The organism is Streptomyces sp. NPDC051567, from assembly GCF_044454165.1.
Lineage (GTDB): Bacteria > Actinomycetota > Actinomycetes > Streptomycetales > Streptomycetaceae > Streptomyces.
This window is the reverse complement of record NZ_JBITDK010000009.1, coordinates 114,387-133,120: the sequence shown is the minus strand read 5'-3', so window position 1 is coordinate 133,120 and position 18,734 is coordinate 114,387. Positions and strand designations below refer to the sequence as shown.

Below are 18,734 nucleotides of genomic sequence, written 5' to 3'. Positions count from 1 at the left end.
CGGGGCAGGGCCGGAAGGGGGCTGGCGCGGCAGGGGGAAGATCGAAAAGAATGGACGCATGACGACACGCGCCCGGTCCTTCGACGCCGCCGCCGCGCTGTACGGCGCGCACCGGCCCGCCTACCCCCCGGCCCTCTTCGACACCGTCGAGGCCCTGGCCGGGCACCCGCTCGACGGGGCGCGCGTCGCCGACGTCGGCGCCGGTACGGGGATCGCCACCGCCCTGCTGCACGCGCGCGGCGCCCGGGTCGTCGCCGTCGAGCCCGGCGACGGGATGGCCGCCGAGTTCCGGCGGGCCAACCCCGGGATCGCGCTCGTCCGCGGCGACGGGGACCGGCTGCCGCTCGTCGGCGGGGGCTTCGACCTGCTGACCTACGCCCAGTCGTGGCACTGGACCGACCCCGCCCGCTCCGTCCCGGAGGCCCGCCGGGTGCTGCGTCCGGGCGGCGCGCTCGCCCTGTGGTGGAACGACCTGGACCGGACCGTCCCCTGGATCGCCGAGCAGGACGAGCGGCTTCTCCGCTTCCTCGGGGCCGGCCGGAACCCCTTCCGCGCGCTGCCGGACGGGCTCGACTTCACCAGCCGCCAGGTCCGGTGGTCCCGCCGGGTCCCGCTGGACGCGCATCTGGCCAACCACGCCAGCCACTCGGCCTTCCTCCTCCTCGGGGAGGCCGGGACCCGTGCCTTCCTCGACTCCGAACGGGAACGACTGCTCGCGTTCTTCCCCGACGGGTCCGTCGAGGAGCGGTACGTGGTCACTCTCAGCGTCGCCGTGCTGTGACCACCGCTCCGGGCCCGGACCGCCGATCACGACCCGGACCGCCGATCACGACGCGGACCGCCGATCACGACGCGGACCGCCGATCACGACGCGGGGCGCCGCTCCCGCTCAGGGCTGCCGCTCCCGTGACCGGAGGACCTCCGCGCGGCACGCCGACGGGGTGCCCCACGCGTCGCGCAGCGGGCGGGCCTTGCGCAGCCACAGGGACAGGTCCAGTTCCTCCGTGTAGCCGACCGCACCGTGGAGCTGGAGCGCCGACCGGGCCGCCGCGTACGCCGCCTCGCCCGCCGTGAGCTTGGCCGCCGCGATGTCGCCCGGCTCCGTCGAGAGCGCCGCCGCCCACACCAGCGGCCGGGCGAACTCCAGGCCCAGCAGGGTGTCCGCCAGCCGGTGCTTCACCGCCTGGAAGGACCCGATCGGCACCCCGAACTGGGTGCGCCGCTTCGTGTGCTCCACCGTCCGGGCGAGCAGTTCCTCGCCGACCCCCAGGCACTGGGCCGCCGTCAGCAGCCGGGCCCAGCGCCCGGCCGCCCCGGCCGCCGCCGTCACCCGGGGGCCCGTGGCGAGGAGTTCACCGCCGGGGGCGGGGCGCGAGAGCCGCCGGGCCGGGTCCGTCGACCGCAGCACCCCGCCCTCCGAGTCCCCGTCCCCCGCGTCCAGAGGGGCCAGGGGGGCGCCGTCCGTCCGCCGGAGGGCGCCGGTGGGGGAGACCGTGAAGCAGTGGGTGGCCGCGTCCGCGTCCAGGGCGTACGGGCCGCCGTCCGGCAGGGTGAGGGTGGCGAGGGTCTCGCCCGTGACCAGGTCCGGCAGGAACTGGCGGGCCAGGGGCTCGTCCGCCAGTTCCGACAGCAGCACCGCCACCGCCGCGGTCTCCACCAGCGGCCCCGGCACCCCGGCCCGCCCGCACTCCACCAGGGCGAGCGACAGCTCCACCGGGAGCGGGCCCGCGCCGCCGTACGGCTCCGGCGCCGCCAGCGCGAACAGCCCCGTACCCGCCAGCCGCGACCAGATCGCCAGCCCCGGGCCGTGGTCGCCCGCCGCCCAGGCCCGTACCGCCGTCGGCGTGTCCGAGGCCGCGAGCAGCCCGCGTACCGAACGGACGAAGTCCGTCTGCTCGCCGGTGGGCAGGAAACGCATCAGCGGCGGCCCTTCGGGAGGCCGAGCAGCCGCTCGGCGATGAGGTCGCGCTGGATCTCGTTGGTGCCCGCGTAGATCGGCCCGGCCAGCGAGAACAGCCACGGCTGCGCCCACGCGCCCCCGGCCAGCTCCGCGCCGGGGCCCAGCAGGTCGAGCGCCGTCTCGTGCAGGGCGATGTCGTACTCCGACCAGAACACCTTGTTCAGACTGGACTCCGCCCCGCCCGGCCCGGACCGGGAGGCCACTCCGCCCGGCCCGGACCGGGAGGCCGCCGCCCAGGTGAACAGCTCGTAGGCGCGCGCCCCGACCACCGCGTCCGCGACCCGGTCCCGCAGCGCGGTGTCCGCGGGGTCGCCGGCCGTGTGCCAGAGCGCGAGCAGCCGGTCCGCCGCCGCCAGGAACCGCCCGGGGGAGCGGAGCGTCAGCCCCCGCTCGTCCCCCGCCGTGGACATCGCGATCCGCCAGCCCTGCCCCGGCTCCCCGATCACGTCCTCGTCCGGGACGAACACCTCGTCCAGGAACAGCTCCGCGAAGGCGGGCCTGCCGTCCAGCCGGCCGATGGGCCGGACGGTCACCCCCGGCGCCCGCAGGTCGAACATCAGGTACGTCAGCCCCTGGTGCGGCCTCGGGGCGTCCGGGTCGGAGCGGAAGACGCCGAACGCCCGGTCCGCGAAGGCCGCCCGAGAGGACCAGGTCTTCTGCCCCGACAGCAGCCAGCCGCCCGGCGTCCGCACCGCCCGCGCCCGCAGCGAGGCCAGGTCCGAACCCGCCTCCGGCTCCGACCACGCCTGCGCCCAGACCACCTCCCCGCCCGCCATGGGCGGCAGCACCCTGGCCCGCTGCGCGGGGCTCCCGTGGGCGAGGAGGGTCGGGGCCAGCAGGCTGACGCCGTTCTGCGAGACCCGTCCGGGCGCGCCCGCGGCCCAGTACTCCTCCTCGAAGACCAGCCAGGTCACGAGGTCCACGCCCCGGCCCCCGTACTCCTCGGGCCAGGACACCGCCGCCCAGCGGTCCGCGTGCAGCAGCGCCTCCCACTCCCGGTGCGCCGCGAACCCCTCCGCGGTCTCCAGGGAGGGCAGCGGCACGGCGGGGACCCGAGCGCGGAGCCAGGCCCGCGCTTCGGCCCGGAAGGACTCCACCCCGGGGGTGTGCGCCAGGCTCATGACCGGACCGCCCGGCGGGTCCCCTGACGGATCGCCCGCCGGGCCGCTCACCTGACCGTCCGCCCAGTCGCTCACCGGATCGCCCGCCGGATCACCAGCCATCGGACTCCTTCCCCGTCCCCCCAGCCTTCCCTAACAAGTGTTTGGTAGGTTAACGTGCGCCCATGAGCAGTGTCGAGCCCTTCGCGGGGAACGCCGCACCTCCTCCGGGAGGCGCCGGCGGGACCGCCGCCGCACCGCCGTACGTCCCCGGCCACGGCCTGCTGCGGGGCCGCACCGCCGTCGTCACCGCCGCCGCCGGGTCCGGCATCGGCGGCGCCACCGCCCGGCGGTTCCTGGAGGAGGGCGCCCGCATCGTGATCGGCGACGCCCACGCCCGCCGCCTGAAGGAGACCGCGCAGGCGCTCGCGGCGGAGTTCGGCGCGGACCGCGTCACCTCCCTGACCTGCGACGTCACCGACGAGGAGCAGGTAAAGGCCCTGTTCGCGCACGCCGTACGGGTCCACGGCCGCCTCGACATCGTCGTCAACAACGCCGGGCTCGGCGGGACCGCGCTGCTGGCCGACATGACCGACGCACAGTGGTCCCGCGTCCTGGACACCACGCTGAACGGCACCTTCCGCTGCACCCGCGCCGCCCTGCGCGCCTTCCGCGCCGGTGGCGGCGGCGGGGTCGTCGTCAACAACGCCTCCGTCGTCGGCTGGCGCGCCCAGAGCGGCCAGGCCCACTACGCCGCGGCCAAGGCCGGGGTGATGGCACTGACCCGCTGCGCGGCGCTGGAGGCGGCGGAGTTCGGCGTACGGATCAACGCGGTCGCGCCGAGCCTGGCCATGCATCCGCACCTGGTGAAGGTCACCAGCGCCGAACTCCTCGCCGAACTCACCGCCCGCGAGGCCCTCGGCCGGTACGCCGAGCCGTGGGAGGTCGCCAACGTCATCGTCTTCCTGGCCAGCGGCTACGCGTCGTACATGACGGGCGAGACCGTGTCGGTCAGCAGTCAGCACCCGTAGGCCCAGAATGGGCCCGTGCCGAAGAGCGAAGCGAAGAACGAACCGAAGAACGAACCGAACAGTGGCTCGCACCGCAGTCCGGGCAGAAGTCCGGGCAGCGGTACGGGGAGGCCGCAGGTGAGCGCCGGGTCCGGGCGGCGCGGGGAACTGCTCGGCACCGCCGCCGAGGTCTTCGCCGCGCAGGGCTACAACGCCACCACCGTCCGCGAGATCGCCGACGCCGCCGGGATGCTCGCCGGCAGCCTCTACTACCACTTCGATTCCAAGGAATCGATGCTCGACGAGATCCTCTCCGCCTTCCTGACCGAGCTGTGGGCGGGGTACGACGCCGTCCTCGCCGCCGGTCTCGGGCCCCGGGAGACCATCGGGGCCCTCGTCACCGAGTCCTTCCGGGAGATCGACCGGCACCGCGCCGCCGTCGCGATCTACCAGAAGGAGTCGCGCCACCTGTCGGCCCAGCCCCGGTTCCACTACCTCGCCGACTCGCAGCGCACGTTCGAGAACGCCTGGCTGGGAACGCTGGAGCGCGGGGTCGCCGCCGGGGTCTTCCGGGCCGACCTCGACATCCGCCTCACCTACCGGTTCGTCCGCGACACGGTGTGGGTGGCGGCGTCCTGGTACCGGCCGGGCGGACAGCACGGCCCCGAGGAGATCGCCCGCCAGTACTTGTCGATGGTCCTGGACGGGATCGCCCGGCGCACCTGACCGGCCGCCGGGGCCGGGCCTCCCGCAGGCCCGGCCGCCCGCGCGCCCCGACCGAACCGAGGAGTCCCGATGCCCGAGGTCTACATCGTCGAAGCGGTCCGCACCCCCGTGGGACGGCGCGACGGCGGCCTGTCCGCCGTCCACCCGGCCGACCTGGGGGCCCACGTCCTGAAGGCGCTGGTCGAACGGTCCGGGGTGGACCCGGCCGCGGTGGACGACGTGGTCTTCGGCTGCCTCGACGCGGTTGGACCGCAGGCGGGGGACATCGCCCGTACGGCGTGGCTGGCGGCGGGGCTGCCCGAGGAGGTCCCCGGGGTCACCGTGGACCGCCAGTGCGGCTCGTCCCAGCAGGCCGTCCACTTCGCGGCGCAGGGCGTGCTCTCCGGCACCCAGGACCTGGTCGTGGCGGGCGGCACCCAGAACATGTCGATGATCCCGATCGGCTTCGCCTCCCGGCGCGCCGCCGAGCCGCTGGGCCTGACCGAGGGCCCGTACGCGGGCAGCGCGGGCTGGCGCGCCCGGTACGGGGACGCCCCGGTCGACCAGTTCCACGGCGCCGAGCTGATCGCGAAGGAGTGGGGCATCTCGCGCCGGGACATGGAGGAGTTCGCGCTCCGCTCCCACCGGCGGGCGGTCCGCGCGATCGACGAGGGCCGCTTCGCCCGGGAGACGGTCGCGTACGGGGACGTCCGCACGGACGAGGGCCCGCGCCGGGACACGACCCTGGAGAAGATGGCGGGCCTGAGGCCGGTGACGCCGGGCGGCACGATCACGGCCGCCGTCTCCTCCCAGGTCTCGGACGGCGCGGCGGCCATGCTCCTCGCCTCCGAGCGGGCGGTACGGGACCACGGGCTGACCCCGCGCGCCCGCGTCCACCACCTCTCGGCGCGCGGCGAGGACCCGGTCCGCATGCTGTCCGCGCCCATCCCGGCCACCGCCCACGCGCTGAGGAGGAGCGGCCTGCCGCTGGACGCCATCGACCTGGTGGAGATCAACGAGGCGTTCGCCCCGGTCGTCCTGGCCTGGCTGAAGGAGACGGGCGCCGACCCGGACCGGGTCAACGTCAACGGCGGGGCCATCGCCCTCGGTCACCCCCTGGGCGCCACCGGGGTGAAGCTGATGACCACGCTCCTGCACGAACTGGAGCGCACGGGGGGCCGCTTCGGACTCCAGACCATGTGCGAGGGCGGCGGCCAGGCCAATGTGACGATCATCGAGCGGTTGTAGCCGCGGTTGTAGCCGCGGCCGTAGGCGCGGTCGTACCGGCGGTCGCCGGGCGGCTGCGGGCGGGGCCGGGCGCCGGGGTGCTCCGGCCCGGTCGCCCGGCCCGGCCGTGGACCCGCACACGGGCCCGCACACCGGCCGGACCTCGGGTGAAACCTTTCGCCAGGGGGTGCAGATCACACCCCGCCCGGCTCCGGCCCCCGTCCGGGATGTGCTAGCTTAGAGGCGTTGCAGTTGTGGTACCCATGAACTTTATGTGCGCCTGACGGGAATGATCCTCAGGCGCTTTTATTGTTTTGCCGGACTCTCCGGATGGGGCCCTTTGCCGCCTATTCAGGAGATTCAAAATGGCACTTGGCACCGTGAAGTGGTTCAACTCGGAAAAGGGCTTCGGCTTCATCGAGCAGGACGGTGGCGGCCCGGACGTCTTCGCCCACTACTCGAACATAGCCACCCAGGGCTTCCGTGAGCTCCAGGAGGGCCAGCGCGTGTCCTTCGACGTCACCCAGGGCCAGAAGGGCCCGCAGGCCGAGAACATCCTGCCTGCCTGACGTATTCAGCACGCCGGGGTCCGCACCGTGAGGTGTGGGCCCCGGCTTGTCTGCTGTTTCGACCATTTGTTTTACCTGCCGGTTTCAGGAGGGCGTTTTCCGCATGACCAGCTCCAGCTCCGCACGACCCAGCCGCCGCCCCACCCGGGGCCGAGGTGCGGCCCAGGGACGTCCGAAGGCTGGCGCGGGACGGCAGAAGTCCGCCCCCGTTGCCAGGCCCCAAGAATTCACCATGCCCGAACCGCTGACCCCGGCGCTCCCGCCGGTCACCGCCTTCGCGGACATGGACATGCCCGAGGCGCTGCTGAAGACCCTCGCGGCCCAGGGCGTCACCGAGCCGTTCCCGATCCAGGCCGCGACGCTGCCGAACTCCCTCGTCGGCCGTGACCTGCTCGGCCGCGGCCGCACCGGCTCCGGCAAGACCCTCGCCTTCGGCCTGGCCCTGCTGGCCCGCACGGCCGGGCGCCGCGCCCAGCCGAAGGCGCCGCTCGCGCTGGTCCTCGTACCGACCCGCGAACTCGCGCAGCAGGTCACCGACGCGCTGTCCCCGTACGCCACGGCCGTCAACCTGCGCATCGCCACCGTCGTCGGCGGCATGTCGATCAACCGGCAGTCCGGCGCCCTGCGCCGCGGCTCCGAGGTCCTCGTCGCCACCCCCGGCCGCCTGAAGGACCTCATCGACCGCGGTGACGCGGACCTCTCGCAGGTCGCCGTCACCGTCCTCGACGAGGCCGACCAGATGACCGACATGGGCTTCATGCCCCAGGTCACCGCGCTGCTCAAGCAGGTCGAGCCCGGCGGCCAGCGGATGCTGTTCTCCGCGACCCTCGACAAGAACATCGACAAGCTCGTCAAGATGTTCCTCACCGACCCGGTCGCCTTCTCCGTCGACCCGTCCGCCGGCGCGGTCAGCACGATGGAGCACCACGTCCTGTACGTCCTGGACGAGACCGACAAGAAGGCCGTGGCCACGCGGATAGCGGCACGCGACGGCCGGGTGATCATGTTCGTGGACACCAAGCGCGCCGTGGACCGCATGGTCAAGAAGCTCCTCGCCGACGGCGTCCGTGCCTCCGGCCTGCACGGCGGACGCTCCCAGCCGCAGCGCAACCGGACCCTGGACTGGTTCAAGACGGGCGAGGTCACCGCACTGGTCGCCACCAACGTCGCCGCCCGCGGCATCCACATCGACGACCTCGACCTCGTCGTCAACGTGGACCCGCCGACCGACCACAAGGACTACCTGCACCGCGGCGGCCGTACCGCCCGCGCGGGCGAGTCCGGCAGCGTGGTCACCCTGGTCCTCCCCGACCAGAAGCGGGACATGACCCGGCTGATGGCGGACGCGGGGATCTCCCCGCGCACCGCGCAGATCAGGTCCTCCGACGAGGAGCTGGCCCGGCTGACCGGTGCCAAGGAGCCCTCGGGCATCCCGGTGGTGCTGGACGTGCCGCAGCCGACCCAGCCGAAGGCCCGCAACGGCGCCAAGCAGGGCCAGGGCTCCGGCGGTGGCGCCCGCCGCCGCTCGGGCGGGCCGCGCACCGGTTCCGCCACGGGCTCCGCCCCCGCCGCCGGCGGGCGCGGCCGACGCTCCGGCGCCGCCGCCTCCGGGCAGGCACCCGCCGCCGGGTCGGGCCAGGCCCGTCGCGGCCAGGGCGGCGGCCAGGGCACCGGAGCCACCGGCTCCGGCGACCGCGGCCGGCGCAGTGGGGGCGCCGCCTCCGGTGGCGCCGCCGCCGCTTCCTCCCGCAGCCGGGTCGGCACCCAGTCCGCCGGACAGGGCCGCCGCCGCTCCGTCTGACCCCCCTCGTACGGTCCGGGGGCCTTCGACCCGTACCGTTCACCGGCCACGCCGGGCAGCGCCACGCGAGCTGCCCGGCGTCGCCGTTCCCGGACCCGCGACGCAACGGCCCCGCCGGAGGTCACCCCGGCGGGACACCGGGCGGGCGCAGCCGTCCCAGGCCGTCCAGGGCCGTCTGCGCCTCGGCCATCACGCGTGCGACGAGCTCCGCGCAGGACGGCAGGTCCTCGATCACGCCCGCGACCTGCCCCGCCGCCATGACACCGAGGTCCGTACGGCCCTCGACCATGGACGCCCGCAACAGCATCGGCGTGTTCGCGGCCAGCAGGACCTGGCTCCACGACAGCTCCCTGCCGTGCCGCGCCGCGAGCCCGTCCCGCACCATCCGCGACCAGCTCAGGCCCGAGAGCCTGCGGAACCCCGCCGCGTGCCGCACCGCCCGCACCAGCGCCCCGGCCCGCCCCGCCCGCTCCAGGGAGTCGACCAGCTCGCTCCGGAGCATCCGGTGCGGCAGCCCGTCTACGGCCGTGGTGACGGTGACGTCCCGCACCGTGGCCGCCAGGTACCGGGCCTTGACCGCGTCCGGGACGGTGGAGTCCGAGGTCAGCAGGAAACGGGTGCCCATGGCGATGCCCGCCGCCCCGTAGGCGAGGGCCGCGACCAGACCCCGGCCGTCGTGGAAGCCCCCCGCCGCGACCACCGGGATGTCCACCGCGTCGACCACCTGCGGCAGCAGCACCGACGTGGCCACCTCCCCGGTGTGGCCACCGCCCTCCCCGCCCTGCACGATCACCGCGTCCGCACCCCAGGCCGCCACCTTCTCCGCGTGCCGGCGGGCCCCCACGGACGGGACCACCACCACCCCCGCCCCCTTGAGCCGTGCGATCAGCTCCCGGGAGGGCGCCAGCGCGAAGGAGGCGACCCGCACCCCCTCCTCGACGATCACCCCGACCCGCTCGGCCGCGTCCCCGGCGTCCGCCCGCAGATTGACCCCGAACGGGGCCCGCGTCCGCGAACGCACCTCCCGGACCGCCGCCCGCAGCTCGTCCACGCTCATCGTCGCCGAGGCCAGGATGCCCAGGGCGCCCGCCTCGGCCGCCGCCGACACCAGCCGCGGCCCGGCCACCCAGCCCATGCCCGTCTGCACGATCGGATGGGCGACCCCGACCAGCGAGGTGAACGCCGTCTCCACGCCCTCAGCCCCGCACTTCCCGCTCGCGCAGCCCCTCGGGGTCGAGCACCTCACGGATCAGCCGCAGCTCCCGCCCGGTGGGCTCCCGCGTGAACGGGACCCCGTCCCCGACGACCGGCTCGAAACCGGTGGCCTCCCGCACCCCCGCGACCGTGACCCCCGGATGGACCGAGACGAGCCGCATCGCGTGCCCCGGCCCGCCGAAGTCCAGCACCCCGAGATCGCTGACGACCCGCACCAACCGGTGGAAACGGGTCACCCCCGCCTCGGCGGCACGGTCGTAGCCGACCCCGCACACCATGTCGACCCGCTCGACGAAGACCCGGGGCGAGTGCCGGGGAACCCAGTAGCTCACCGGATGGTTCAACGTGTTGACCGGCGCGCCACGGACCCCCAGCAGCTGGCGCGAAGGCCGCTCCCACGCCCCGACGCAGGAGATGTTCTGGTTGCCGAACCGGTCGATCTGACTGGCGCCCATCATCACGTGCCGCCTCCCGCCGGTGACCAGGGCCAGGTGACGGCGGTACGGGAGCCAGCCCTCGACCGCGCCGTCGAGCCCGACGAGCAGCGCCTCGCCGTCGGTCAGCAGGAGATCGGGGGAGAAGGTCCACTTCGCGAGCCGGGCCCCGAGGGAGGGGATCAGGCCCATCGGACTCGCGAGCACCTCACCGGCCCCGCGCCACACCTCGGCACAGGCGACCACGCAGTACTCGGCACGCGTGACCGGTATCGCGGACGCGGACGAGGACGCGGGCGCGGACGCGGATGCGGTGTCCGGCGCAGCGGCCGGGGGAGGGCCGGCGGGCATCGGGGCGGAGGACGTCAACGCTGCTCCTCGTGCCAGGCGCGGACGGCGCGCTGGTAGTCGTGCTCGCTCGCGCCCGACAGGAAGCGCGCCGCGAACTCGGGCCAGGGGGTGGCCGCGTAGAACCGCTGGAACGGCTCGTCGCGGCCGTAGTCGGGGACACAGGAGGTGAAGTGCGCGCCGTTCGGGGTCTCCACCACGCCCGTCACGCTGTGCCGGCTGACCAGGAGGGACTGCGGCGGCCCGCCCCCGGCCAGCTCGGCGCTCCCCACCAGCCGCTCGCAGGAGACGTACGCGGTGTCGGCGGCCTCGCAGAAGAGGTCGTCGAAGTACGGTTCGGGCCCCAGGTACCGGGCGTTGCCGAGCCGGTCGGCGCGGTGCAGGTGGACCAGGGCCGCGTCCATGCGCAGCGCGGGGACGGCGACGAACTCCTCCCCGTCGGCGTAGGGCGAGGTGACGGTCCGCAGCTCCGGGTTGACGCGCATGACGTCGGAGCCGAGACCGGCGCGGACGGGCAGGAAGGGGAGCCGGTGGGCGGCGGCGCGCAGCCCCCACATGAACATGGCCTCGTCCAGCTCGGTGAAGGCGAAGGCGGCCCGCTCGCGGGCGGCCCGGAAACGGGGCTCCAACGGGATCGAGTCGAGGGTCACGAACGGCGCGACGAGCCTGCGGACCCGGCCCGCCGCGGCCAGCAGACCCACATCGGGGCCGCCGTACGAGACCACGGTGAGGTCCGTGATCCCGGACCGGAGCACCGCTCTCACCAGGGCCATCGGCTTGCGCCGCGACCCCCAGCCGCCGATGCCCAGGGTCATCCCGCTGCGCAGCCGCCCGGCCACCTCGTCCGGGGTCATGGTCTTGTCGGTCATGGCGTCACCTCCCCCTCCCCGGCCGGGTCCGGGCCCGTCGCGTCACCGCCGAAGCCGGACCGGACCCGCCCGGCCACCCCGCTGAGGTTCGCCTCGAAGGTGAAGCCCTGCTCGAAGCGGTAACTGCGGCGCACGTCCACCGGGTCGATGCCGTTGATGGCCGCCTTGGCCAGCCGGATCAGACAGCCGTCCTTGCGCGCGATCTCGGCCGCCAGCTCCAGGGCCGCACCGCGCAGCCCCGTACCGGGCACCACCCGCCAGACCGAGCCGTGCGCGTGGAGCTCGGCGGCGGTCGCCGTACGGGAGGTGTAGTAGAGCGTGCGCATCAGGTGCTGCGGGACCAGCCGGGCCAGGTGGGTGGCGGCGCCGAGCGCACCCCGGTCCAGCTCGGGCAGGCCGAAGACGGCGTCCTCGGCGGCGACGATCGCGTCCGCGTTGCCCACCAGGCCGACGCCGCCGCCCAGACAGAACCCCTGCACGGCCGCGACCACCGGCACCTCGCACTCGTACACGGCCGCGAACGCCTCGTAACAGCCGTGGTTGGCACCGATCAGCGCGGTGTGGCCGGGGTCGCGCCGCACCTCCTTGAGGTCGACGCCCGCGTTGAAGCCGCGGCCCTCGGCGGCCAGGACCACACACCGGGTCCCGGGGTCCCGCCCGGCCGCGCGCAGAGCGTCGGCCAGCTCGTACCAGCCCCGCACGGGCAGCGCGTTGACGGGCGGGAAGTCGACGGTGACCAGGGCGACACCCCGGTCCGGGCGGGAGGTGGAGACACCCATGGGCGAATCAGCTACCTTTCCACCAAACGTTTGTTAGGCGAGGAAGGTAGCAGCCCATGGAGCTCGACGGGAGGGTCGCCGTCGTCACCGGCGGAACCCGGGGCGTCGGCGCCGGCGTCGCACGGTCGTTCCTCACCGCCGGCGCACGGGTCGTCGTCTGCGCCCGCAGACCACCGGACCGGCCGGTGACCGCGGACGGCCGGACGGCCTCCTTCACCGCCCTCGACCTGCGCGACCCGGACGCCGTGGGGAAGTTCTTCGAGACGGTCGCCAACCGGTACGGGCGCCTGGACTGCCTGGTCAACAACGCGGGCGGCACCCCCTACCGACTGCTCGACGAGGCCGCCGCGCAACGCCACGCCAGGGTCGTCGAACTGAACCTGCTCGCCCCGCTGACCGCCTCCCTGGCCGCCTACCCGTGGCTGCGCCGCGCGCGGGGCTCGGTGGTGATGATCGGCAGCGTCAGCGGGACCCGCCCCTCCCCGGGAACCGCCGCGTACGGGGCGGCGAAGGCGGGACTGGAACACCTGGCCCGGTCCATGGCCGTCGAGTGGGCCCCCGAGGTACGGGTCAACTCGCTGGTCCTGGGCATGGTGCGGACCGAACTGGCCCACCTGCACTACGGGGACGCGGCGGGCGTCGCCGCGGTGGGCGCGACCGTGCCGCTGGGACGGCTCGCGGAGCCCTCGGAGGCGGGCGCGGCGGCGGTCTTCCTGGCCTCGGACCGGGCGGGGTACGTCAGCGGCGCGAGCCTGCTGGTGCACGGCGGCGGGGAACGCCCGGCCTTCCTGGCCGCGGCGACGGCCGACAGGGCCGACAGGGCCGGTACGGGCGCGACCGACAGGGCCGGTACGGACGGTACGGACGGTACGAGCGGGGACGGAGCCGGGGCTTCCGGCGAGGAGGAGGGCTGAGGGATGGGCATCGCACAGGGCCGCACGGTGGCCGTGACGGGCGCGGGGCGGGGGCTGGGCCGGGCCCACGCGCTGGCCTTCGCGGCGGAGGGCGCGCGGGTCGTCGTCAACGACCTCGGCGTCGGCCCGGACGGGGCGCCGGGGGAGCGGCGGGGCCCGGCGGCGCGGGTGGTCGCGGAGATCCGCGCCCTGGGCGGGGAAGCGGTGGCGCACGCCGGGGACATCGCCACGGCCGGGGGCGCGTCCTCCCTGGTGGAGTGCGCGCTCTCCACGTTCGGCGGGCTGGACACCCTGGTCAACAACGCCGGGTTCCTGCGGGACCGGATGCTCGTCAACCTGGACGAGGACGACTGGGACGCCGTCCTGCGCGTCCACCTCACGGGCCACTTCCTCCCCCTCCGGTACGCGGCGGCCCACTGGCGGGCCGAGGCGAAGGCGGGCCGCCCGGTGGCCGCCCGGGTGGTCAACACCTCCTCGGGGGCGGGGCTGCTGGGCTCGGCCGGCCAGGGCGGCTACAGCGCGGCCAAGGCGGGCATCCTCGGCCTGACCCTGGTCGCGGCGGCGGAGCTGGAGCGGTACGGGGTCCAGGTCAACGCGATCGCCCCGGCCGCCCGGACCCGGATGACACGGGAGGCCTTCGCGCGGACCATGGCGGCCCCCGAGGACGGCGGCTTCGACGCGATGGCCCCGGAGAACGTCTCCCCCCTGGTCGTCTGGCTGGGCTCGGACGCCTCGGCGGGGGTCACGGGCCGGGTCTTCGAGGTGGAGGGCGGCCGGATCACGGTGATGGAGGGCTGGCGCCCGGGCCCCACCGCGGACCGGGGCGCCCGCTGGACCCCGGCGGAGGCGGGAGAGGCCGCGACCGGGCTGCTCTCCTCGGCCGAAGCGCCACTGCCGGTGTACGGGGCGCGCTGAGGCGGGTGCCCGGCCGGGGCGGCGGTCCGGCGGCCTGCCAGGACGGGTGCGCGGCCGGGGTGGGTGCGCGGCCAGGGCCGGGCGGGGGCCGGGCGGGGGAGCGGGGCCGGAGCGGGAAGGGCCCGGCCCCCTGGCGAAGGGTCGGGACCGTATCCCGCACGCGGGCGACGGTCCATCCCTACCCGCCCCACCCGCGCGCCGAACCCCGGGCGCCCCTCGGGTTCTGCCGTTCCGCAGGTGGGACGGGCGGGACGAGGGGGACGGGTGGGGTGGGGCGGCGCGGGCGGAAGGTGCGAGTGGTGCGGGCGGTGTGGAAGGGGTGGGCAGTGCGGAAGTGCGGGCAGTGCGGAAGGTACGGGCGGAAGGGGCGGGTGGTGCGGTCACCGGCCGGTGCGGGTCCGCCGCACCCGGCCCGGTCCGCCGGAACGGCGTGTTCCGTCGCGCCGGTCCGGGCACACCGTCCGCAGGAGTACGACCACGACGATCACCGTGATCCTCTTCGGCGTCTTCGTCCTGTGGGCCCTGGTGAGGTCGTTCCTCGACGGACCCGGCAGCGGCGAGGACGACGACGGAGCCGGCGACGAGGTGTGACGTCACGTCACGTCCCCTCGTCCCGATCCCGTCCGGAAGTTGGCCAAAAACGCGGTCTTGATGCCCGCGGGACCCGTGATGTGACATGGCCCCGTCATTCACTTGATGGCGCGCACAGCCCAACCCCCCACGAAAGGCAGTGTGTCGACTGTGGCCACCCTCGCACGGTTCCTCAAGAGCACCCTCGCCGCAGGCACGATCGCCCTCGCGGCCGTCAGCCTCCAGCCCACCTCCGCGACCGCCTCACCGGCCCCCGTCGTCGGCGGCACCCGGGCCGTCCAGGGCGAGTTCCCCTTCCTGGTCCGCCTCTCCATGGGCTGCGGCGGCTCCCTCTACTCCGAGCAGATCGTGCTCACCGCCGCCCACTGTGTGAACGGCTCCGGCAACAACACCTCCATCACCGTCACCGCCGGCTCCGTCGACCTCAACAGCACCAGCGCCATCAAGGTCAAGTCCACCAAGGTCCTCCAGGCCCCCGGCTACAACGGAGTGGGCAAGGACTGGGCCCTGATCAAGCTCGCCCAGCCCATCAACCTGCCCACCCTCAAGATCGCCGACACGAAGTCCTTCGACAACGGCACCTTCACCGTCGCCGGCTGGGGCGCCACCCGCGAAGGCGGGGCCCAGCAGCGCTACCAGATGAAGGCCACCGTCCCCTTCGTCTCCGACGCCTCCTGCCAGAGCTCCTACGGCGCCGACCTCGTCCCCGGCGAGGAGATCTGCGCCGGCTACGACCAGGGCGGCGTCGACACCTGCCAGGGCGACTCCGGCGGCCCGATGTTCCGCCGGGACAACGCGGGCGCCTGGCTCCAGGTCGGCGTGGTCAGCTGGGGCCTGGGCTGCGCGCGGGCCGGCTACCCCGGCGTCTACACCGAGGTCTCCACCTTCGCCACCGCGATCAAGAACGCGGCGGCCACTCTCTGACCCCGGCTCCGGCCCCGCCTCCCGGCGGGGCCGCTCCGGCCGGAACCCCGGCCGGGCACCGACCCGGACCCCGGCCGCCGCCCAGGCCGGGGCCCGGGTCAGGGCACAGGGTCAGGGCACCGGGCGGGAAACCGGCCGAAGCGGCCACGTATTCTCGGGAACCATGAACACCAGCGACAGCGCCAGCGAGACCGGGCCCGACGAGACCGGGAGCGCGACCGGCGCCGCGACCGGAGCCGGGACCCGGACCGGCGCGAACGTCATCGACGAGAACGTCACCGCCGAGCTGGCCCGACTGCGGGACAGCATCGACAACATCGACGCGGCCGTGGTGCACATGCTCGCCGAGCGCTTCAAATGCACACAGCAGGTCGGCCACCTCAAGGCCGACCACCAGCTGCCCCCGGCCGACCCGGGACGCGAGGCCCGCCAGATCGCCCGCCTGCGCCAGCTCGCCGAGAGCGCCAAACTCGATCCGGCCTTCGCCGAGAAGCTCCTCAACTTCATCATCGCCGAGGTCATCCGCCACCACGAGACCATCGCCGCGGGCGAGGAGTAACACCCCGCGATCCGGCCTGCTGCCCCTTGGGGCAGCATGGCCCCATGTCCGAACTGACGCGCACCGAAGCGCAGCTCCGAGCCCAGCTCATCGACGTCCAGCACTACGCCGTCGCCCTCGACCTCACCGTCGGCGACGACACCTTCGACTCCACCACCGTCGTCCGGTTCCGCGCACACGCCGCCGGGGACACCTTCGTGGAACTGAAACCGGACGCACTGCGCTCCGCGACGCTCGACGGCCACCCCCTGGACCCCGCCTCCCTCACCGACGGCCGCCTCCCCCTCACCGGACTCGCCGAAGGCCCCCACGAGCTGCGCGTCGACGCCCGGATGACCTACTCCCGCACCGGCGAGGGCCTCCACCGCTTCACCGACCCCGCCGACGGCGAGACGTACGTCTACACCCAGCTGTTCATGACCGACGTCCAGCGCGTCTTCGCCGCCTTCGACCAGCCGGACCTCAAGGCCGTCTTCGAGTTCACCGTCACCGCCCCCGCCCACTGGACCGTCCTCGCCAACGGCGTCACCACCCGCACCGGCGACCGCGACGCGTCACACGGGACGGACGCGGCTGACGCGGCGCACGGGGCGGACAGGACAGACACGTCAGACGCGGCGGGCGGCGCCGGGATCTGGACCTCCGCGCCCACCCCCGTCATCTCCACCTACCTCGCCGCCGTCGCCGCCGGCAACTGGCACAGCATCCGCACCACCCACGCCGGACTCCCCTTCGGCATCCACTGCCGCAAGTCCCTCGCCCCCCACCTGGACGCCGACGCGGACGAGATCCTCTCCATCACCACCGCCTGCTACGACCGCTACCACGAGAAGTTCTCCGAGCCCTACCCCTTCGACTCCTACGACCAGGCGTTCGTCCCCGAATTCAACGCCGGCGCCATGGAGAACCCGGGCCTGATCACCTTCCGCGACGAATTCGTCTTCCGCTCCGCCGTCACCGACGCCGAACGCCAGCGCCGCGCCATGGTCATCGCCCACGAGATGGCCCACATGTGGTTCGGCGACCTCGTCACCCTCCGCTGGTGGGACGACATCTGGCTGAACGAGTCCTTCGCCGAGTACATGGGCTACCAGACCCTCACCGAAGCCACCCGCTTCACCGACACCTGGACCCAGTTCGCCATGGAACGCAAGCCCTGGGGCTACGAGGCCGACCAGCGGCCCTCCACCCACCCCGTCGCCCCCGAGGCCGTCCCCGACACCGCCTCCGCACTCCTCAACTTCGACGGCATCTCCTACGCCAAGGGCGCCTCCGCCCTGCGCCAGCTCGTCACCTGGCTCGGCGAGAAGGACTTCCTCGCCGGCATCAACACCCACTTCACCCGCCACCGCTTCGCCAACGCCTCCCTCGCCGACTTCGTGGACTCCCTCGCCGCCCACACCCCACGCCCCGTCCACACCTGGGCCGACGCCTGGCTGCGCACCACCGGCCCCGACACCCTCACCCCGCGCATCGAGGAGGACCCCGACGGCTGGACCCTCACCGTCGACCGCCGGGGCAGCCGCCCCCACCGCATCACCGCCGGCGCCTACGACCGCACCCCCTCCGGGGCCCTCGCCCCCCGCGAACCCCTCCACCTCGACGTCCCCTCCGACGAGGTCGTCTCCGTCAGCGGAACCCGGCCCGACCTGCTCCTCCTCAACGACGGCGACCTCACCTACACCAAGGTCCGCCTCGACGACACCTCCCTCGACACCGCCCTGCGCGACCTCTCCCGCATCCCCGGCCCCCTCACCCGCGCCGTCCTCTGGGCCGCCCTGCGCGACATGGTCCGCGACGGCGAACTCGACCCGCGGGACTACCTGGCGACCGCCGAGGCACACCTGCCCCAGGAGGACGACCTCGCCGTCGTCCAGGGCGTCCTCTCCTTCGCCCGCCACCAGATCACCGACCACTACCTCACCGGCGACGACCGCACCGCGGCCCTCGCCACCCTCACCTCGATCGCCCACCGGCTCCTGGACCGCACCGGGACCCCCGCCGACGCCGACGCCCCCGACTCCGGCATGCGGCTGGCCGCCGTCCGCGCCCTCGTCGACAGCGCCACCGCACCGGACACCCTCGCCGCCTGGCTCGCCGACGACACCGTCCCCGGCGGCCCCGCCCTCGACCCCGACCTGCGCTGGCGCATCCTCGCCCGCCTCGCCGTCCTCGGCGCCGCCACCGGGACCGACATCGCCGCCGCCCTCGCCGCCGACCCCAGCGCCACCGGCGAGGAAGGCGCCGCCCGCTGCCACGCCGCCCTGCCCTCGGCCCAGGCCAAGGCAGCCGCCTGGCAGCGCATGTTCCACGACGACACCCTCTCCAACTACCTGTTCACCGCCACCGCCCAGGGCTTCTGGCAGCCCGAACAGGCCGACCTCGTACGGGAATACGTGCCCCGCTTCTACCCCGAGGCCATCGCCCTCAGCGCCCGGCGCGGCCCGGCCATCGGCGAGGCGGCGGGCCGCTGGGCCTTCCCCGCCCACGCCGTCGACGAGGCCAACCTCCAGACCGGACTCGCCCACCTCGACGACCCCGCGATGATCCCGCTCCTGCACCGCAGGCTCGTCGACCAGCTCGACGACCTCGCCCGCGCCCTGCGCGTCCGCTCCGCCTGACCCACCGCACACCACCACCGCCGCACACCACCGCCCGCCGTACCCCGGACCGCCCGGGACACGGCGGGCGGCCGTGTTCCCGGCGCGGCGTTTCCCGACGAGGCACCCCCGACAGCACCCCGACCCCGGACAGCACCCCGACCCCGACAGCACCCCGACCCCGACAGCACCCCGGCCCCAGCAGCACCCCGAC

The 18,734-nt window shown here is 74.6% G+C and carries 17 protein-coding genes; 11 read left to right on the top strand and 6 right to left on the bottom strand.

All coding sequences use genetic code 11. From position 1 onward, the window contains the following. Positions 1–58: 58 nt before the first annotated feature. Complete coding sequence (locus ACIA5F_RS13340; protein ID WP_399352178.1) at positions 59–781, top strand: class I SAM-dependent methyltransferase; 723 nt, start codon at positions 59–61, stop codon at positions 779–781. 108 nt (positions 782–889) lie between these two features. On the opposite strand, the gene ACIA5F_RS13335 is transcribed toward ACIA5F_RS13340, so the two are convergent. Further along, complete coding sequence (locus ACIA5F_RS13335; RefSeq protein ID WP_399352176.1) at positions 890–1,918, bottom strand: acyl-CoA dehydrogenase family protein; 1,029 nt, start codon at positions 1,916–1,918, stop codon at positions 890–892. Next, the gene (locus ACIA5F_RS13330; RefSeq protein WP_399352367.1) at positions 1,918–3,081 is read right to left on the bottom strand and encodes an acyl-CoA dehydrogenase family protein; all 1,164 of its coding nucleotides are present in this window, start codon (positions 3,079–3,081) and stop codon (positions 1,918–1,920) included. The genes ACIA5F_RS13335 and ACIA5F_RS13330 overlap by 1 nt, the downstream gene beginning before the upstream one ends. A gap of 164 nt (positions 3,082–3,245) precedes the next feature. On the opposite strand from ACIA5F_RS13330, the gene ACIA5F_RS13325 reads away from it, so the two are divergent. The 5 genes from ACIA5F_RS13325 to ACIA5F_RS13305 all read left to right on the top strand — a co-directional run bounded on the left by ACIA5F_RS13325 (position 3,246) and on the right by ACIA5F_RS13305 (position 8,372). Then, positions 3,246–4,091, top strand: a complete 846-nt coding sequence (locus tag ACIA5F_RS13325) for an SDR family oxidoreductase (RefSeq protein WP_399352174.1) — start codon at positions 3,246–3,248, stop codon at positions 4,089–4,091. A 117-nt stretch (positions 4,092–4,208) separates the two neighbouring features. Beyond that, positions 4,209–4,796: a TetR/AcrR family transcriptional regulator gene (locus tag ACIA5F_RS13320; RefSeq protein WP_399352365.1), complete on the top strand. Its 588-nt coding sequence runs from the start codon at positions 4,209–4,211 to the stop codon at positions 4,794–4,796. A 69-nt stretch (positions 4,797–4,865) separates the two neighbouring features. Then, a complete protein-coding gene (locus ACIA5F_RS13315) occupies positions 4,866–6,023 on the top strand; it encodes an acetyl-CoA C-acetyltransferase (protein ID WP_399352172.1) in 1,158 nt (385 codons plus the stop codon). 344 nt (positions 6,024–6,367) lie between these two features. Continuing rightward, positions 6,368–6,571 carry a cold-shock protein gene (locus tag ACIA5F_RS13310; protein WP_150520063.1) on the top strand — a complete coding sequence of 68 codons (204 nt, stop codon included), beginning with the start codon at positions 6,368–6,370 and terminating at the stop codon, positions 6,569–6,571. A gap of 103 nt (positions 6,572–6,674) precedes the next feature. Continuing rightward, the gene (locus ACIA5F_RS13305) at positions 6,675–8,372 is read left to right on the top strand and encodes a DEAD/DEAH box helicase (RefSeq protein ID WP_399352170.1); all 1,698 of its coding nucleotides are present in this window, start codon (positions 6,675–6,677) and stop codon (positions 8,370–8,372) included. A 121-nt stretch (positions 8,373–8,493) separates the two neighbouring features. On the opposite strand, the gene ACIA5F_RS13300 is transcribed toward ACIA5F_RS13305, so the two are convergent. Genes ACIA5F_RS13300 through ACIA5F_RS13285 form a run of 4 tightly spaced genes read right to left on the bottom strand, consistent with a single transcriptional unit; the run spans position 8,494 to position 12,017 of the window. Further along, positions 8,494–9,564, bottom strand: coding sequence for an NAD(P)H-dependent flavin oxidoreductase (locus ACIA5F_RS13300; RefSeq protein ID WP_399352168.1), 1,071 nt, complete (start codon positions 9,562–9,564; stop codon positions 8,494–8,496). A gap of 4 nt (positions 9,565–9,568) precedes the next feature. After that, a complete protein-coding gene (locus ACIA5F_RS13295) occupies positions 9,569–10,390 on the bottom strand; it encodes a CoA-transferase subunit beta (RefSeq protein WP_399352166.1) in 822 nt (273 codons plus the stop codon). Further along, positions 10,387–11,238: a CoA transferase subunit A gene (locus tag ACIA5F_RS13290; RefSeq protein ID WP_399352164.1), complete on the bottom strand. Its 852-nt coding sequence runs from the start codon at positions 11,236–11,238 to the stop codon at positions 10,387–10,389. Before ACIA5F_RS13290 ends, ACIA5F_RS13295 begins: the two co-directional genes overlap by 4 nt. After that, positions 11,235–12,017: an enoyl-CoA hydratase family protein gene (locus ACIA5F_RS13285; protein WP_399352162.1), complete on the bottom strand. Its 783-nt coding sequence runs from the start codon at positions 12,015–12,017 to the stop codon at positions 11,235–11,237. The genes ACIA5F_RS13290 and ACIA5F_RS13285 overlap by 4 nt, the downstream gene beginning before the upstream one ends. 56 nt (positions 12,018–12,073) lie before the next feature. Between ACIA5F_RS13285 and ACIA5F_RS13280 the strand changes: the two genes are divergently transcribed. The 5 genes from ACIA5F_RS13280 to pepN all read left to right on the top strand — a co-directional run bounded on the left by ACIA5F_RS13280 (position 12,074) and on the right by pepN (position 18,541). Then, on the top strand, positions 12,074–12,931 hold the full coding sequence (locus ACIA5F_RS13280; protein WP_399352160.1) for an SDR family oxidoreductase: 858 nt from the start codon (positions 12,074–12,076) through the stop codon (positions 12,929–12,931). Between the two features lie 3 nt (positions 12,932–12,934). After that, positions 12,935–13,846, top strand: a complete 912-nt coding sequence (locus tag ACIA5F_RS13275) for an SDR family oxidoreductase (protein WP_399352158.1) — start codon at positions 12,935–12,937, stop codon at positions 13,844–13,846. Positions 13,847–14,542: 696 nt separating this feature from the next. Continuing rightward, positions 14,543–15,361 carry a serine protease gene (locus ACIA5F_RS13270; protein WP_399352156.1) on the top strand — a complete coding sequence of 273 codons (819 nt, stop codon included), beginning with the start codon at positions 14,543–14,545 and terminating at the stop codon, positions 15,359–15,361. Positions 15,362–15,524: 163 nt separating this feature from the next. Next, positions 15,525–15,920: a chorismate mutase gene (locus ACIA5F_RS13265; RefSeq protein ID WP_399352155.1), complete on the top strand. Its 396-nt coding sequence runs from the start codon at positions 15,525–15,527 to the stop codon at positions 15,918–15,920. A gap of 44 nt (positions 15,921–15,964) precedes the next feature. Further along, a complete protein-coding gene (gene pepN / locus ACIA5F_RS13260; RefSeq protein ID WP_399352152.1) occupies positions 15,965–18,541 on the top strand; it encodes an aminopeptidase N in 2,577 nt (858 codons plus the stop codon). The last annotated feature ends 193 nt before the right edge of the window (positions 18,542–18,734 follow it).